Source organism: Bacillus atrophaeus (assembly GCF_001584335.1).
Classification (GTDB): Bacteria; Bacillota; Bacilli; order Bacillales; family Bacillaceae; genus Bacillus; species Bacillus atrophaeus.
In genome coordinates, this window is record NZ_LSBB01000020.1 from 637607 (window position 1) to 654964 (window position 17358).

14 protein-coding genes and 1 riboswitch are annotated in these 17358 nt (G+C 43.5%); all 14 genes read left to right on the top strand.

Annotated elements, in window-relative coordinates; all coding sequences use genetic code 11:
- The first annotated feature begins 53 nt into the window (after positions 1-53).
- The 14 genes from spoVE (at position 54) to AXI57_RS16970 (ending at position 17164) form a co-directional block, all read left to right on the top strand.
- Complete coding sequence (gene spoVE, locus AXI57_RS16905) at positions 54-1154, top strand: stage V sporulation protein E (protein WP_003329052.1); 1101 nt, start codon at positions 54-56, stop codon at positions 1152-1154.
- A gap of 128 nt (positions 1155-1282) precedes the next feature.
- Positions 1283-2377 (top strand): undecaprenyldiphospho-muramoylpentapeptide beta-N-acetylglucosaminyltransferase, encoded by a 1095-nt coding sequence (murG, locus tag AXI57_RS16910; RefSeq protein ID WP_061670732.1) that lies wholly within the window; start codon positions 1283-1285, stop codon positions 2375-2377.
- A gap of 32 nt (positions 2378-2409) precedes the next feature.
- A complete protein-coding gene (gene murB, locus AXI57_RS16915) occupies positions 2410-3321 on the top strand; it encodes a UDP-N-acetylmuramate dehydrogenase (RefSeq protein WP_010788534.1) in 912 nt (303 codons plus the stop codon).
- Positions 3322-3447: 126 nt separating this feature from the next.
- Positions 3448-4233, top strand: a complete 786-nt coding sequence (locus tag AXI57_RS16920; RefSeq protein WP_003329049.1) for a cell division protein FtsQ/DivIB — start codon at positions 3448-3450, stop codon at positions 4231-4233.
- A 2-nt stretch (positions 4234-4235) separates the two neighbouring features.
- Positions 4236-4931 (top strand): DUF881 domain-containing protein, encoded by a 696-nt coding sequence (locus AXI57_RS16925; protein ID WP_061670733.1) that lies wholly within the window; start codon positions 4236-4238, stop codon positions 4929-4931.
- 22 nt (positions 4932-4953) lie between these two features.
- Positions 4954-5661, top strand: a complete 708-nt coding sequence (locus AXI57_RS16930; RefSeq protein ID WP_010788536.1) for a DUF881 domain-containing protein — start codon at positions 4954-4956, stop codon at positions 5659-5661.
- Positions 5662-5679: 18 nt separating this feature from the next.
- Entirely contained in the window at positions 5680-6045 is a 366-nt protein-coding gene (locus tag AXI57_RS16935) for a small basic family protein (RefSeq protein WP_003329046.1), read from the top strand.
- A 177-nt stretch (positions 6046-6222) separates the two neighbouring features.
- A complete protein-coding gene (gene ftsA / locus AXI57_RS16940; RefSeq protein ID WP_003329045.1) occupies positions 6223-7536 on the top strand; it encodes a cell division protein FtsA in 1314 nt (437 codons plus the stop codon).
- A 35-nt stretch (positions 7537-7571) separates the two neighbouring features.
- Complete coding sequence (gene ftsZ / locus AXI57_RS16945) at positions 7572-8717, top strand: cell division protein FtsZ (protein ID WP_003329044.1); 1146 nt, start codon at positions 7572-7574, stop codon at positions 8715-8717.
- Between the two features lie 327 nt (positions 8718-9044).
- Complete coding sequence (locus tag AXI57_RS16950; RefSeq protein ID WP_061670734.1) at positions 9045-13355, top strand: S8 family peptidase; 4311 nt, start codon at positions 9045-9047, stop codon at positions 13353-13355.
- 224 nt (positions 13356-13579) lie between these two features.
- Positions 13580-14509 (top strand): sigma-E processing peptidase SpoIIGA, encoded by a 930-nt coding sequence (gene spoIIGA, locus AXI57_RS16955; RefSeq protein ID WP_061670909.1) that lies wholly within the window; start codon positions 13580-13582, stop codon positions 14507-14509.
- A 62-nt stretch (positions 14510-14571) separates the two neighbouring features.
- A complete protein-coding gene (gene sigE, locus AXI57_RS16960; protein ID WP_003329041.1) occupies positions 14572-15291 on the top strand; it encodes an RNA polymerase sporulation sigma factor SigE in 720 nt (239 codons plus the stop codon).
- Positions 15292-15429: 138 nt separating this feature from the next.
- Positions 15430-16212 (top strand): RNA polymerase sporulation sigma factor SigG, encoded by a 783-nt coding sequence (gene sigG, locus AXI57_RS16965; RefSeq protein ID WP_003329040.1) that lies wholly within the window; start codon positions 15430-15432, stop codon positions 16210-16212.
- Positions 16213-16369: 157 nt separating this feature from the next.
- Positions 16370-17164 carry an ABC transporter ATP-binding protein gene (locus tag AXI57_RS16970; protein ID WP_061670735.1) on the top strand — a complete coding sequence of 265 codons (795 nt, stop codon included), beginning with the start codon at positions 16370-16372 and terminating at the stop codon, positions 17162-17164.
- A gap of 10 nt (positions 17165-17174) precedes the next feature.
- A riboswitch (TPP riboswitch) is annotated at positions 17175-17280 on the top strand.
- Positions 17281-17358 lie beyond the last annotated feature (78 nt).

The window sequence follows — 17358 nt, forward strand, 5'->3', positions numbered from 1 at the left end:
GTCTGGCAGGATACGGCAGCCCTAATGACTTTATGCTTGGGGTGTCGATCGCTTTGACAACAAAAAAAACAGCGCCTGATTTATTATTGGTCATCATTACGTTATTGCTATTAACAATAGGTTTAATTATGGTGTACAGTGCGAGTGCAGTGTGGGCGGATTATAAATTTGACGATTCATTTTTCTTTGCGAAACGGCAGCTGCTGTTTGCCGGAATCGGAGTTATTGCTATGTTTTTTATTATGAATGTTGATTATTGGACATGGCGGACTTGGTCTAAAATGTTAATGATTATCTGTTTTTTTCTGCTGCTGCTTGTGCTTATACCAGGCATAGGCATGGAGCGGAACGGATCCAGAAGCTGGATCGGCGTCGGCGCGTTCAGTATTCAGCCTTCTGAGTTTATGAAACTTGCGATGATTGCGTTTCTTGCTAAGTTTCTGTCAGAAAAACAAAAAAACATTACATCGTTCAGACGCGGGTTTGTGCCGGCGCTTGGAATTGTTTTTTCGGCATTTCTTATCATTATGTGCCAGCCTGACCTTGGAACGGGGACAGTGATGGTCGGGACTTGTATCGTTATGATTTTTGTCTCAGGAGCACGCATCGCCCACTTTGTCTTTCTCGGGCTGATCGGTCTCAGCGGATTTGCAGCGCTGGTTCTGTCGGCACCGTACCGAATTAAGCGGATTACCTCATATTTAAATCCGTGGGAAGATCCGCTTGGCAGCGGCTTTCAAATCATTCAGTCGCTATATGCTGTCGGACCTGGGGGATTGTTTGGAATGGGTCTCGGCCAAAGCAGGCAAAAATTCTTTTACCTGCCGGAGCCGCAGACAGACTTTATCTTTGCGATACTGTCGGAAGAACTGGGCTTTATCGGAGGATCACTCATTCTGTTATTGTTCAGCGTGCTTTTGTGGAGAGGAATCAGAATCGCACTCGGGGCGCCCGACTTGTACGGCAGCTTTGTTGCTGTCGGCATTATTTCCATGATTGCCATCCAAGTCATGATCAATATCGGCGTTGTCACCGGTCTTATTCCGGTAACCGGCATCACATTGCCATTTCTAAGCTATGGGGGCTCATCTTTGACTTTGATGCTGATGGCTGTAGGCGTGCTGCTGAATGTGAGCCGGTATTCGAGATATTAATACAAATCTTTAACAAGCGCAAAAAATAATTATATAATCATGCTGTGAGTGAGAAAACAAAAAGCCAATAACCCTGTCCACAAAACAGGGTTATCGCTATGTTATAGAGAAATAGGGGGAAGAGGTTTATGCGTATTGCAGTTAGCGGAGGCGGCACAGGAGGACATATTTATCCTGCGCTTGCTTTTATTAAAGAGGTGCAGCGACGCCATCCTGATGTGGAATTTTTATATATCGGTACGGAGAACGGCCTTGAGAAAAAAATCGTTGAGCGGGAAAACATTCCGTTTCAATCAATTGAAATTACCGGCTTTAAACGGAAGCTTTCATTTGAAAATGTGAAAACCGTTATGCGCTTCTTTAAAGGTGTTAAGAAAAGCAAATCGTATTTAGCGGATTTTAAGCCCGACGCAGTGATCGGGACGGGCGGCTATGTGTGCGGACCTGTAGTATACGCCGCTTCTAAAATGGGGATTCCGACAATTATTCATGAGCAAAACAGCCTGCCGGGCATCACCAATAAGTTTCTTTCTAAATATGTTAATAAAGTAGCGATTTGTTTTGATGAAGCGAAATCGCATTTTCCAAGTGAGAAAGTTGTATTTACGGGAAACCCGAGAGCTTCTGAAGTCGTCTCAATAAAGACGGGCCGGTCATTAGCTGAATTCGGGCTTACAGAAGATAAAAAAACCGTTTTAATCTTCGGCGGAAGCAGAGGCGCCGCGGCGATTAACCGCGCGGTAGTTGAGATGCAGGAAGCGCTGAAAACGAGAGAATACCAAGTGCTGTATATTACGGGAGAAGTCCATTTCGAGAAAGTCATGGGCGAGTTGCAAAGCGCGGGCGGCGCAGCAAGCAATATGGTGACAAAGCCATTTTTGCATCAAATGCCTGAATACTTAAAGGCGATTGATGTAATTGTGGCAAGAGCCGGAGCAACGACGATTGCCGAAATTACGGCGCTCGGCATTCCGAGCGTGCTCATCCCGAGCCCGTACGTCACGGCGAATCATCAAGAGGTCAACGCACAAGCGCTCAGTCAGCATGATGCAGCCATTGTGCTGAAAGAAACAGAACTCAGCGGTGATAAGCTGATCAATGCGCTTGACCGGATTGTACTGGATGAGGATACCCTTAAGAACATGAGTGAGCGGACGAAATCACTCGGCGTACCGGATGCGGCTGCCCGTCTTTACAACGTGTTGGAAGAACTAAAAAAATAAGAGAAGAGCAAACGGAAATGCGGAGGTTTACGATGGAGAAAGTGATACAAGAATTAAAAGACCGCGAAGTCGGCAAAGTTCTGGAAAACGAACCGCTCGCGAATCATACAACAATGAAAATAGGTGGACCTGCCGACATTTTGGTCATCCCAAATCGTGTGGAAGCCGTAAAAGACATTATGGACATTATTAAAAAGCACGACATCAAATGGACGGTCATCGGCAGAGGATCGAACCTTCTCGTTTTGGATGAAGGGATCAGAGGAGTCGTCATTAAACTGGGCGCAGGTCTTGACCATTTAGAACTGAATGAGGATCAGGTCACTGTTGGCGGGGGCTATTCAGTTGTCCGCCTTGCAACATCAATGAGCAAAAAAGGTTTGTCAGGACTGGAATTTGCGGCTGGCATTCCAGGGTCAATCGGCGGGGCTGTGTATATGAACGCCGGAGCGCACGGTTCTGATATGAGCGAGATTCTTGTGAAAGCCCATATTTTATTTGAGGATGGCACAATTAAGTGGCTGACCAAAGAAGAGATGGAGTTTAGCTACAGGACTTCTGTTTTGCAAAAGAAACGTCCCGGCGTTTGCCTTGAGGCGGTTCTGCAGCTTGAGCAAAAGGACCGTGAAGGCATCGTGCAGCAAATGCAAAACAATAAAGACTACAGAAAGAATACGCAGCCGTATTCAAGTCCTTGTGCCGGAAGCATCTTCAGAAATCCGCTTCCGAACCACGCCGGAAACCTTGTGGAAAAGGCGGGGCTAAAAGGGTATCAAATCGGCGGAGCAAAAATATCGGAAATGCACGGGAATTTCATTGTCAACGCCGGCGGTGCATCTGCAAAAGACGTGCTTGACCTTATTGACTATGTGAAGAAGACCATACGTGAACAATACGAGATTGATATGCATACAGAGGTTGAAATTGTCGGCGAAAATCGCTGACTCATTCTCTGACTCAAGCAGTCATGTGATATACTTTAAGCAAATGACAAACGGCATCATAGTATGCCGTTTGTTTTGGATAAGACAGACTTAACAGCTGTTTCATTTGAATGAGGTGAACAGACAATGAGACCGGATCATGAAAGAGAAAAAATCGTAAATATTGAAGAACGGATTCCCAAAATAAAAGAGCAGCGAAAGCAGAAGGCAAATCGCCGCCTCATTTCGTTTATTCTGCTTTTTTTTGTCATGACACTTATTATTGTGTATTTGCAAACGCCTATCAGCAAAATCTCATCAGTCGCCATTTCCGGCAATGAAAATGTAACGAAACAGGAGATTCTCTCGCTGTCGGATATTAAAAACGGTGATACTGAATTCTGGAGTTTGGACAAGAAAAAAACAGAAAAAAAGATCCAGCAAAATAAATTAGTAAAAAAAGCGCAAATAAGCAAATCTCTTCCCAACAAAATCAACATCTCTATCGAAGAATATAAAGCAATTGCTTATTTACAAAAAGACAATGTATATTATGAAGTGCTGGAAAACGGCTCTGTACTGCCGAATGAAGTGACGCCGGACGATGCCGGCCCTATTTTGGTGAACTGGAAGAATACCAAAAAAAGAATTCAGATGGCTAAGCAGCTGGATGCTTTGTCAGAATCTCTTAAACAGTCGATTTCTGAAATTTACTATACGCCTACGAAAATGGATAATAACCGTATTAAGATGTATATGAATGATGGATATGTGGTCACAGCGTCTCTTAAAACTTTTGCAGACCGTATGAAAACCTATCCTTCTATCATTTCTCAGCTGAAAGGCGATAAAAAAGGGATTATTCATTTAGAAGTTGCTACTTATTTTGAAGAATTTGGCAAAAACAACTCTGATGATAAAAAGGAAGATTAGAATTGAAAGGCAAATCAGCCGTCATCATATCTCTTGTCATGCTCATCGTAGGTTTTCTCATTTCTTTTTCATATCAGCTTACAAAAGATAATAAGAGTACGAATGCTGAGTCAGAAGAGTGGAAAAAAGAATACGCTTTGCGGGACGAGCTGTTAAAACAGGAGAAACAAAATAAAGAACTGAAAAAAGAGCTGTATGAAAAACAGTCAAAGGTCCGGCAGACAGAGAATAAGCTTAAAAAAGAAAAAACAGAATACTACAATGTGCTGGAAGATGTAGAAAAATACAGAATGTACGTTGGTGAGGTCGGCGTGAAAGGGGAAGGCGTCCAAGTAACGCTGGAAGATGCCTCTTACATACCTGAAGGGGAAAATGTTAACAGCTACATCGTTCATGAGAGCCACATTTTCCAAGTGATGAATGAACTGTTTATCTCAGGAGCGTCAGCCGTTTCGATCAATGGACAGCGGCTGACGCATGATTCTTATATCAAATGCAACGGACCGGTCGTGACAGTCGACGGCGTGCAGCACCCGGCTCCATTTGTCATTTCCGCGATTGGAGATCCTGACGTGCTGATTCCTGCATTAAACATTGCCGGAGGGCTGATAGATCAGCTCAGCATGGACCATATTTCTGTAACGGCCGAGAAAGAAAATGACATTCAAATGGAGGCACTTCTGAAAAACAAAGAGTGACCGAAAAAGCGGGTGAATATGCTTGAAAACAAAGCCCTCCTTCATAAGTATTACAGTGCTGATGGTGATATTCGGCTTAATGCTGTCAGTGCAGTTTAATTCATTGAAAAAACCCCAAGTACGTGATACAAGAGACATTTGGGAAATCAGGGAAGAACTTACGGCGGAGCAGAAAAAACAAGAAAGCCTTCTGGCGGAAATAAACAAATATGATAAGCTGCTGAATACGTATGACCAGCAGGAAGAAATGTCAAAAAAAACAGCGGTGAATAATACCCTTCAGAGCTTAAAAAAAACAGCGGGATTAACCGATATTACAGGTAGCGGAATTGCCATCAGCATCAGTCCGCTTTTTTCTGAAAGCCTGACAGGTGAGCCGGCCGGAAATCCGCCGCCGGATTTGCTGAAAAAGCTGATCAATGAACTGAATTCCTTTGGTGCTGAACATATTTCAATAAATGACAGAAGAGTCGTCAACAATACCGTGATTCGGGATATTAATGGCACAACAAAAATTGACGGATACAGCCTTGACCATTACCCTCTGACAGTGAAGGTGATCGGCACCGATGCTGACAAGCTGTACAGCAGGGTGAAGGCGTCTGCCCTTGAGGACATATTTGCCGGTGAAAATTTAGAATTGAAGACAGGCCGAGCAGAGCAAAACATAAAGGTGAAGGCCTATGACAGTGCGATTGAGGTGCAGCAGCTGAAACCGCTTAAAGATTAAAAAAGGAGGAGAGTCGTCATGTGGCTGCCGGTTCTTGGACTGTTGCTCGGAATTACAATCGGTCTGATGACAAATTTTACGATACCAAGTGAATACTCAAATTATCTGTCGCTCGCAGTGCTTGCCGCACTCGATACACTGGTAGGCGGAATAAGAGCTCATTTACAAGGTGTCTACGATGAATTGGTATTTGTTTCCGGTTTCTTCTTTAATATTATTCTGGCAATAAGTTTAGCTTTTCTAGGAGTCCATCTTGGTGTAGACTTATATTTAGCAGGTATTTTCGCATTTGGGGTCAGATTATTTCAGAATATAGCCGTTATCAGAAGAAATCTACTAACAAAATGGACTGTTTCTAAAAAAAATAAAAAAAATGTGATATAAAAGAGGATATACATAGGATATAACGAATATTTTGAGTAAACATAAATGATGAAAAGTCAGATAGAAAGAATATTCGGATGTTATTTTTTGTTACACACTTGTAAAGCCACATTCATTGTATTGTTGTTCCGCAAATAATAGAATAGAAATGATCGAAATGTGAGGAGGTGCCATAGAATGAACAACAATGAACTTTACGTCAGTCTTGACATCGGTACGTCCAATATAAAAGTGATCGTCGGAGAAATGACAGATGATTCCCTTAACATTATCGGTGTGGGAAATGTACCGTCTGAAGGGATAAAAAAAGGCTCAATCGTTGATATAGATGAGACCGTTCATTCTATAAGAAAAGCGTTTGACCAAGCTGAAAGAATGGTAGGTTTTCCGCTTAGAAAAGCCATTGTCGGCGTTAATGGAAATTATATCAATATTCAAGATACGAACGGTGTTGTAGCAGTTTCAAGCGAGAATAAAGAGATCCATACAGAAGACGTTCGCCGCGTAATGGAAGCGGCTCAGGTTGTGTCGATACCGCATGAACAGCTGATTGTTGACGTTATTCCCAGACAGTTTATCGTTGACGGAAGAGATGAAATTACCGATCCGAAAAAAATGCTTGGTGTCCGCTTAGAAGTAGAAGGCACGTTGATTACCGGATCAAAAACCATTTTACATAATTTGCTCCGCTGTGTTGAACGCGCCGGTATTGAGATTACAGACATTTGCCTTCAGCCGCTTGCAGCAGGTTCGGCAGCCTTATCAAAAGACGAGAAGAACCTTGGTGTCGCTCTTATTGATATAGGAGGGGGATCAACGACAGTTGCGGTGTTCGAGCAAGGGCATCTCACTGCCACCCATGTGATTCCTCTCGGGGGCGAAAACATCACAAAGGATGTCTCGATCGGTTTGAGAACATCTACTGAAGAAGCCGAAAGAGTAAAAAAACAATTTGGACATGCCTACTATGACGAAGCCTCTGAAGACGAAGTGTTCGAGGTCTCTGTCATCGGGACAAACCAAAAACAAACTTTTACTCAGATGGAAGTGGCAGATATCATTGAGGCGAGAGTCGAAGAGATCCTGCAGATCGTTTCCTCCGAGCTTCGCGGCATGGGAATTAACGATCTGCCCGGCGGCTTTGTACTCACAGGAGGCCAAAGCGGAATGCCGGGGGTTCTGTCACTGGCTCAGGACGTTCTGCAAAACAACGTCAGAGTGGCAAGCCCTAATTATATCGGTGTAAGAGACCCCCAATATATGACGGGAGTAGGCCTGATCCAATTCGCTTGCCGGAATGCTAGAATTCAGGGCAGAAGAGTCGGATTCAAAATGCCGGAAGAAGCTGTACAGGAAATCGCAGTCTCAACAGAGGAACAGCATCATCGAAAAGAAGTGCAGCAGCGGCCAAAAGGAAAACAAAAAACACAAGCCGAAAACAACAACAAACAGAGCAAAATGAAAAAATTATTAAGCATGTTTTGGGAATAGATTTATAGTCATTCGGCAGATTAGGAGGATTTAGCATGTTGGAGTTCGAAACAAACATAGACGGCTTAGCATCAATTAAAGTAATCGGAGTAGGAGGCGGCGGAAACAACGCGGTCAACCGAATGATTGAAAATGAAGTGCAAGGAGTAGAGTACATCGCGGTAAATACGGACGCACAAGCTCTTAACCTGTCAAAAGCAGAAGTGAAAATGCAAATCGGCGCAAAGCTGACTCGGGGACTTGGTGCGGGCGCCAATCCTGAAGTCGGAAAAAAAGCCGCAGAAGAAAGCAAGGAACAGATTGAAGAAGCGTTAAAAGGCGCTGATATGGTGTTCGTAACGGCCGGAATGGGCGGCGGAACCGGAACAGGAGCCGCACCAGTTATCGCTCAAATCGCGAAGGATTTAGGCGCGTTAACGGTTGGTGTTGTCACAAGACCGTTTACATTCGAAGGACGGAAAAGACAGCTGCAGGCAGCAGGCGGCATCACATCAATGAAAGAAGCAGTTGACACGCTGATTGTCATTCCTAATGACCGTATCTTAGAGATCGTCGACAAAAACACACCAATGCTGGAAGCGTTCCGTGAAGCGGATAATGTTCTCCGTCAAGGTGTCCAAGGTATATCTGATTTGATCGCCACTCCGGGATTGATCAACCTTGACTTCGCCGATGTGAAAACGATTATGTCCAACAAAGGTTCGGCCCTCATGGGAATCGGTATTGCTACAGGGGAAAGCCGTGCCGCAGAGGCAGCGAAAAAAGCGATTTCCAGCCCTCTTCTTGAAGCAGCAATTGACGGTGCTCAAGGTGTGCTTATGAACATTACAGGCGGAACAAATCTCAGTCTTTATGAAGTACAGGAAGCAGCGGACATTGTCGCTTCTGCATCTGATCAAGATGTAAACATGATTTTCGGTTCTGTTATTAATGAGAACCTAAAAGATGAAATTGTCGTTACGGTAATCGCAACTGGTTTTATTGAGCAAGAGAAGGACGTTACAAAACAGCAGCGCCCTTCATTAAACCAAAGTATAAAACCACAGAACCAAAGCGTTCCGAAACGCGAGCCGAAACGTGAAGAGCAGCAGCAGCAAAACACAGGCCGCCACACTTCACAGCCGGCAGATGATGCGCTTGATATTCCTACATTCTTAAGAAACCGCAATAAACGCGGATAAATCAAAAAGACAAAACCATTCGGTTTTGTCTTTTTTTTTGTACTTTTTTATTATCTTATCTGTAACTCCTTCATTTGATCTCCATTTTAAGGTCTTTATTATTACGTCTTCAGTTGCAATAAAATCAAACAGGTCAATTTACCTATAGGTAATTTATGACAATATATTCATTTTAACTTATATGGAAATGCCGTGACAGAAAACGACAATATCTGTATATGGATTTGTCTACAGTTAACATACAGCAATGATTAGACAAGCTATCTCACATTTAAAGGAGGGTCGACATTTTTTAGACAGGTATTGCAGAAGAAGGGGGATAAAATATTGAGGAAAAAAACGAAAAACAGGCTGGTTAGTACTGTCTTAAGCACTGTAGTAGTGAGTTCGCTTTTGTTTCCGGGGGCAGCCGGAGCCCAAGGCAGTAAAGAGGCAGCAACTGTAAAGCAAAAGGTCAATTCTGCTGAGTCGATCCAAAATAAAATCTCTAAATCGCTAAAAAGCAGCTTTAAAAAGGATGACAAAGTAACGTTTTTGATCAAACTCAGGGACAAAGCCGATACAAAAAAAGCCGCTAAGGCGGCTGAAAAAAATGCGAAATTAAAGGCGATGTCCAATGCAAAAACAGAGTATCAAAAACGCTCCGCCGTTGTATCTTCACTAAGAATGACAGCTGATGAATCCCAAGCAGATGTAAAGAAATACCTAGAAGAGCAAAAAAGCAAAGGAAACGCAGGTGATATCCATTCTTACTATGTTGTAAATGGAATCGCTGTACATGCTTCAAAAGATGTCATGGAAAAAGTTGCGCAATTTCCTGAGGTGGAGAAAGTGCTGCCAAACGAAAAAAGACAGCTGTATAAGTCCTCTTCTGCCCCTTTCAACTTGAAAAAAACACAAAAAGCAGTGAAAGCCACTGATGGTGTCGAATGGAACATAGATCAAATCGATGCGCCAAAAGCATGGGATCTTGGCTATGACGGCACGGGAACAGTCGTTGGGTCTATTGATACGGGCGTCGAATGGGATCATCCGGCCCTAAAAGAAAAATACCGAGGTTATAATCCGGAAAATCCTGATCAGCCTGATCATGAGATGAACTGGTTTGACGCTGTATCGGAAGAAGCGGCTCCTTTTGACGATCTTCAGCACGGAACCCATGTGACAGGCACGATGGTCGGTTCCGAACCGGATGGCTCAAATCAAATCGGTGTGGCGCCTGGCGCTAAATGGATAGCGGCGAAAGCATTTTCAGAAGATGGGGGAACAGACGCTGACATCTTGGAGGCGGGTGAATGGATGCTGGCTCCTAAAGATGCAGACGGTAATCCGCATCCGGAAATGGCTCCTGATGTCGTCAACAACTCCTGGGGAGGCGGTCCCGGTCTTGACGAGTGGTACAGGGACATGGTGAATGCATGGATAGCTGCTGATATTTTCCCAGAATTTTCAGCGGGAAATACAGATCTATTTAACCCGGGCGGTCCCGAGTCAATCGCCAATCCTGCCAATTATCCGGAGGCCTTTGCGACAGGTGCGACCGATATTAATAAAAAGCTCGCTGAATTCTCGCTGCAAGGTCCTTCTCCTTATGATGAAGTCAAGCCGGAAATTTCAGCACCGGGAGTGAACATCCGATCTTCTGTGCCGGGCCAAACATATGAAGGCGGATGGAACGGTACATCAATGGCAGGACCGCACGTTTCAGCTGTAGTCGCCCTGTTAAGGCAGGCGGATGCTTCGATTTCAGTCGATGAAATAGAGGAAGTACTGACAAGCACGGCAGAAACGCTGACTGATTCCGCATTCCCTGACTCACCGAATAACGGCTACGGCCACGGGCTTGTGAATGCATTTGATGCCATCTCAGCCGTGACAGATGGATTAGGGAAAGCAGAAGGCCAAGTATCTGTTGAGGGAGACGATCAAGAGCCTCCCGCATTTCAGCATGAAGCAGCGGATGAAGCCTATGAAGGAGCCAATCTTCCTCTCTCTGTGACAGCGGAAGACAATGTGAGCGTGACATCTGTTAAGCTTTCCTACAAGTTTGATGAAGGAGAATGGACGACGCTTACTGCCAAACGCACTAGCGGAGACCATAAGAAAGGAACTTACCAAGCTGACATCCCAAAAATAAATGGGACATCGTTAAACTATAAATGGACAATTCAAGATTTCGGCGGAAACATCGTTGAATCAGATACCTATGAAGTGGCTGTTAAACAAAGCATAACAGCTGGTTACAAGCAAGATTTTGAATCGAAGCCGGGCGGATGGTCAAGCTACGGAACCAATAACAACTGGGAATGGGGAGTGCCGGCATCAGGCCCTGATGCAGCAGCTTCCGGAGAAAAAGTCTACGGTACCAATTTGGCCGGGAAATATGCAAATTCCGCTAATATGAATTTGACAATGCCGCCAATCCAAGTGCCGGACTCGGGAAAATTGTTTCTTCAATTTAAAAGCTGGCACAACATTGAAGAAGATTTTGATTACGGCTATGTGTTCGTTCTTCCTGAAGGGGAAACCGAATGGGTCCAGGCCGGAATATACAATGGACAAACATCAGGCTGGACCGATGAGCAAATTGACTTATCGGCTTACAGCGGACAAAACATCAAAGTAATGTTCAACCTCCAAAGCGATGAAAGCATTGCAAAGGACGGCTGGTACATTGATGATGTTCAGCTGGCAGATGCGTCTTCAGGCAAAACAGCTAAAAAGAATAAACTGGGCGTCCAAAAGCCGACAGAAAAACAAAAGAAAAAAGCGGTAGATCCTAAAAAAGCTGAGCCGGCGGCTAAAACAGCGGTGAAGCAAAGCGGGAAAAAAAGAGATAAGTCGCCAAATCTTCTGCCGCTCAGAGCGCAAGTCAGTGTATTAGAAACCGGAAAATCTACTTACTCTAATGAAACAACAGGGCAATACACGCTTTCACATAAGGCTGGAGACTATACACTTAAGGCGGAAGCATACGGTTATCAATCAAAAACGCAAAACATTATCATCAAGGCAGACCAAACCGCGCAGGCAAACTTTACATTAGAAAAATTAAAAACGGGAACCTTAAAAGGCACTGTTGTTAATCATGTAACGGGAGAGCCGGTAAAAGGGGCGTCTGTTTATGTTATGGAGGATGCAGCCATTGAACCGGCTGTGACCAACGAACAAGGTGAATATTCATTAGAAGCTTATGAAGGCTCATATACGATAAAGATTGCGGCTAAGGGTTATTACAGCAATGAATTTTCTCTAGATTTGAAAGGGAATGTCACAAAGGAGACAGAGCTCAAACCGTTTGTCGGCTATCCTGGAGAAATCGGCTATGATGACGGAACGGCGGAAAACGCGAATGCCTTTTTAAATGCAGGTAATGGCTGGGCCGTTAAAATGACATTAGCCGATGGGAAAGAGAAAGGCATACTCACTGGCGGTTTATTCAAATTTTGGGATACCGAATGGCCTGATCCAGGAGGAACAGAATTTAAAGTAGAGGTATTTGATGCGAGCGGAAAAGATGGAGCGCCCGGAAAGAAAATTGCCGGACCGTTTAACGCTGATGCGCTTCGCAACGGAGAGTGGACAAAAGTTGACCTAAGTTCGAAAGGGATTATGGTAGATAAGGAATTCTACCTTGTCTATATCCAAGCAAAACAGAATCCTTATGTGCCTGGACTGGCGAGTGATGAGAACGGTCCGTATTCAGACCGGAACTGGGAGTATTCGGACGGCAGCTGGACAAAATCGACTAAGGAAGGTGGAAACTTTATGATCCGCGCCTTGGTTGATTACGAGCTTCAAGTGCCTGAAATCACATCTCCGGCTGATAAATCATTTACAAATAAAGAGAACGTAACTGTAAAGGGGAAGGCTTCACCCGGCACAACCGTTCATCTCTATAATGGAGACCAAGAAGCAGGAGAAACGAAAGCTGACACGGATGGTACATTCCAAGCAGACATTACTCTCCGAGAGGGAGCAAATACTTTAACCGCGACGGGATCAACGGACAGCGGAACGACAGAACCATCCAGTGCGGTAACAGTCACCCTTGATCAGCAAAAGCCTGAAGTAACAATTGATAATCCAAAGAACGGCGACAAAATCAATAAAGAAGCTTTGACTGTAAAAGGAAAGGCTGAAGATGACAATCTGGAATGGGTAAAAGTTAACGGCAAAAAAGCAACGATCTCAGACGGAACGTATTCAGCCCGCATTCTATTAGAAAATGGCAGCAACGAAGTGAAAGTCACCGCTTCTGATGCAGCAGGCAATAAAACAACCAAAAAAGTTGTTGTTGACGTGAACTATGATCAGCCGGTCATTACTGGCTTAGTGCCTGGGCAGGATAAAACGTTAAAAGCCGGTGAATCGGTGAAAATCGCATTTTCGAGTGCAAAGGATTTAGATGCGACATTTGTTATTAGAATGCCGCTGACGAATGCAAGAGCAAGTGTCCAAAACGCAACAGAACTGCCATTAAGAGAAATTTCTCCGGGGCAATATGAAGGATACTGGACAGCGACTTCTTCTATTAAAGCAAATGGCGCCAAAGTTGAAGTGATTGTAAGAGACGATTATGGCAATGAAACGAGGCAAGTTGCCAAAGGTAAACTTTATATTAATGAAGAAAAATAATCATGAAACGCTGCCGTCATAGGCAGCGTTTTTTATTTGGATAGCCATCCTCCACAATTAAACATTCTAATTCCGCATTCTCGACAAATTAAGCAGATATCCCTTAAAAATTGTATTTCTCTCTCAACATTAATTGACAGACTTTCCCACAGAGCTTGCTTTATACTTATGAAACAAGAGAAGAAAACAGCGTTGTGAAAGATAAGAGAAGAAAGGGGTCAGATGTGAAAATCTATTTAGATGTCATTTGGCTGTTGAACTTTTGTTTTGATTCTCTTTTGCTTTTGCTGACGGCGTTTATTTTAAAACGCCACGTAAAAAAAAGAAGAGTGATATTCGGGGCCTTTATCGGTTCCAGTATCGTGCTTTTCATGTTTACTCCGATCTCGCCGTTTGTAGAGCATCCTGCAGGTAAATTGGCTTTTTCGGTTGTGATTGTGCTTGTTACTTTTGGATTTAAACGATTTCGATTTTTCTTTCAGAATTTGTTTTCCTTTTATTTCGCAACATTTCTAATGGGAGGAGGAATTATCGGCGCCCACTCTTTATTACAGACAAGGTCGGTTATGCAGCACGGTGTTATGATTACAAATCAAACCGGTTTTGGCGATCCTGTCAGCTGGATGTTTATAGTGGCTGGATTTCCCGCGATATGGTTTTTTTCTAAGAAAAGAATCGAGGATATTGAGACAAAGACGATTCAATATGAAGAGCGTGTCAGACTTCAAGCAGATATAGGAGGACAGACGCTTCACGCTAAAGGGCTTGTTGATTCAGGAAACCAGCTGTACGATCCGCTGACGAAAACACCTGTCATGATTATTCATATTGATAAGTTGGAACCTATACTTGGAGAGAAAGAGACACATTTGATCCGAAGCTTCAGCCCGCTTGAAGTCATTGATCAGTTTGATGATTCATTCCGCTATTTAGATAAAATCAGGCTCATCCCTTATCGGGGCGTGGGGCAGGATAATCAATTTTTATTATGCCTGAAGCCTGATCATGTCACCATCTATACGAAAGATGAAATGATCGCTGCGGACAAATGCTTAATCGGCATCAGCACCGCCGCTCTGTCGGCTGACGGAGAATTCGACGCGATCATTCATCCGAAAATGCTGTCCGGCAAAGCTGTTAAGCATGTGTCGTGATGTTCTTAAATGTCCGTTATTTATCATACTCAAAAAGCGAGGCATTTAGAAGGGAGAGGAAGATGAAAAAACTAAAATTAAGGTTGACGTATCTTTGGTATAAGTTACTGATGAAACTTGGTTTAAAAAGCGATGAAGTGTACTATATCGGTGGAAGTGAAGCACTGCCGCCGCCTTTGTCTAAGGATGAAGAACAAGTTCTTCTGCTGAAGCTGCCGAGCGGTGATCAGGCAGCTCGCGCAATTTTAATTGAACGCAATTTGCGTCTGGTGGTTTATATTGCCCGGAAATTTGAAAATACCGGAATAAATATTGAAGATTTGATAAGCATCGGGACCATTGGTTTAATCAAAGCCGTTAACACCTTTAATCCAGAAAAAAAGATCAAGCTGGCTACATATGCCTCAAGATGTATAGAAAATGAAATTTTAATGTATTTAAGAAGAAATAACAAAATCCGTTCAGAAGTGTCTTTTGATGAACCGCTTAACATTGATTGGGACGGCAATGAGCTTTTGCTTTCAGACGTACTCGGAACGGATGATGATATCATCACAAAGGATATTGAAGCGAATGTTGATAAGAAGCTTCTGAAAAAAGCGCTTGAACAGTTAAACGACAGAGAAAAACAAATTATGGAACTCCGTTTTGGCCTTGTCGGAGAGGAAGAAAAAACGCAAAAGGATGTAGCGGATATGATGGGAATATCGCAATCCTACATTTCGCGCTTAGAAAAAAGAATCATCAAAAGGCTGAGGAAAGAGTTTAACAAAATGGTGTAAAAAAATTTTAAAACGCAACCCTTGATTTTACAGGGTTTTCCTAATCAACTGTATTTTTCTGCCTGATCATCGTGCATATTTTTCCCACCCAAGGAGATACTTAACTTTGTACAGCAGCTCCTGTAGGGAGGGAAAAAAGTGTCGAGAAATAAAGTCGAAATCTGCGGGGTGGATACCTCCAAATTACCCGTACTCAAGAATGAAGAAATGAGAAAGCTGTTCAGGCAATTACAGGATGAAGGCGACGATTCAGCGAGAGAAAAGCTTGTTAACGGCAACCTGCGCCTTGTCTTAAGCGTCATTCAAAGATTTAACAACAGAGGAGAATATGTTGATGACTTATTTCAGGTCGGCTGCATCGGACTAATGAAATCCATTGATAATTTTGATCTAAGCCATAATGTTAAGTTTTCAACATATGCTGTACCGATGATTATCGGAGAAATCCGCAGGTATTTACGCGATAACAACCCGATACGCGTCTCTCGGTCGCTGCGGGATATCGCATACAAGGCGCTTCAGGTAAGAGAACGGTTGATCAGTGAGACAAGCAAGGAGCCGACAGCAGAGGATATCGCCAAAGTCCTTGAAGTACCGCATGAAGAAATTGTGTTTGCGCTGGATGCCATCCAAGATCCGGTTTCTCTCTTTGAACCGATTTATAATGACGGCGGGGATCCGATTTATGTCATGGACCAAATCAGTGACGAGCGCAATAAAGATACACAATGGATTGAAGAACTCGCTTTAAAAGAAGGCATGAGAAGACTGAACGACAGGGAAAAAATGATTTTAAGAAAACGCTTCTTCCAAGGGAAAACACAAATGGAAGTGGCAGAAGAAATCGGCATTTCCCAAGCGCAGGTTTCGAGGCTTGAAAAGGCGGCAATCAAACAAATGAATAAGAACATTCATCAATAATGGGCATGATGAAGCCTTTAAAGCAAACCCTTGCTTTAAAGGCTTTTTATATTGGGGGGGACGCAGGCAGTTTACGTTTCGGAAAAAGTAAGGTATCCTAGTTCGTACAAAGTTTTATGAAAATTGAAACAGTTCAGTGGTGAAAAGGAGGGCCATAATGATTTTACAGCTTGACCGCGTATCGTTAAAACGAAGCGGGAAATGGATTCTAAAAGATATAGATTGGAAAGTGCAGCAAAACGAAAATTGGGTGCTTTACGGCTTAAACGGCGCGGGAAAAACGGCGCTCTTAAATATGCTTTGCTCTTATTATTTTCCGACTTCTGGAGACATGCAGGTGCTCGGGCATGAGTTTGGGAAAACTGAGCTTGGTGATAAGCTCAGACGAAAAATCGGACTGGTGTCTGCCGGCCTTCAGCAAAAATTGTACCCGGCAGATTCAGCATTTGAAATTGCGCTTAGCGGAGCGTACGCTTCAATTGGCTTATATGAAACACCGAGTAAAGAAATCAGAGAAAAAGCTATCAATCTTTTAAAAGATTTGGGAGCCATCAGCTATGCGGACCGCCGTTATGAAACGCTCTCTCAAGGAGAAAAACAAAGGGCGCTGATCGCGAGAGCGCTCATGGCGGACCCTGAACTGTTAATATTGGACGAACCGGTGACAGGCCTTGATTTTATGGCGCGGGAAAACCTGTTAGACACGATTACATACATCGCAGGAAAAGAAAATGCTCCGTCGATTCTGTATGTGACTCATCATGCGGAAGAAATTTTGCCTGTATTCGATAAAGCCCTTCTATTAAAAGAAGGAGAGGTATTTGCAGCAGGCGATATAAAGGAAATGCTTTCTGACGATTTACTTTCATCATTTTTCGATATGCCGATCGACGTATTATGGAATAATGGCCGTCCGTTTTTAACAAGAGCCCAACAAACCACAAATGCCTGATAATTAAATATATTCATCCTAGGGGTGCTTATCTTTGAGCTGAGAGAGACGTGTGTCTTAACCCTGATTGACCTGATCTGGATCATGCCAGCGGAGGGAAGCGGTGAAAAAAAGCGGAGTACGCAGCACGTCTGCGCTCCGCTGCTTTCATGAGCCGTTTCATATACAATGAAGCGGTTTTTTATATGACAAAA

Excerpts from the sequence above, each read along its gene's own strand:
- sigE (WP_003329041.1), top strand. The coding sequence starts at position 14,572 with ATGAAAAAACTAAAATTAAGGTTGACGTATCTTTGGTATAAGTTACTG.
- murG (WP_061670732.1), top strand. The coding sequence starts at position 1,283 with ATGCGTATTGCAGTTAGCGGAGGCGGCACAGGAGGACATATTTATCCT.
- AXI57_RS16920 (WP_003329049.1), top strand. The coding sequence starts at position 3,448 with ATGAGACCGGATCATGAAAGAGAAAAAATCGTAAATATTGAAGAACGG.
- murB (WP_010788534.1), top strand. The coding sequence starts at position 2,410 with ATGGAGAAAGTGATACAAGAATTAAAAGACCGCGAAGTCGGCAAAGTT.
- AXI57_RS16935 (WP_003329046.1), top strand. The coding sequence starts at position 5,680 with ATGTGGCTGCCGGTTCTTGGACTGTTGCTCGGAATTACAATCGGTCTG.
- ftsZ (WP_003329044.1), top strand. The coding sequence starts at position 7,572 with ATGTTGGAGTTCGAAACAAACATAGACGGCTTAGCATCAATTAAAGTA.
- ftsA (WP_003329045.1), top strand. The coding sequence starts at position 6,223 with ATGAACAACAATGAACTTTACGTCAGTCTTGACATCGGTACGTCCAAT.
- AXI57_RS16970 (WP_061670735.1), top strand. The coding sequence starts at position 16,370 with ATGATTTTACAGCTTGACCGCGTATCGTTAAAACGAAGCGGGAAATGG.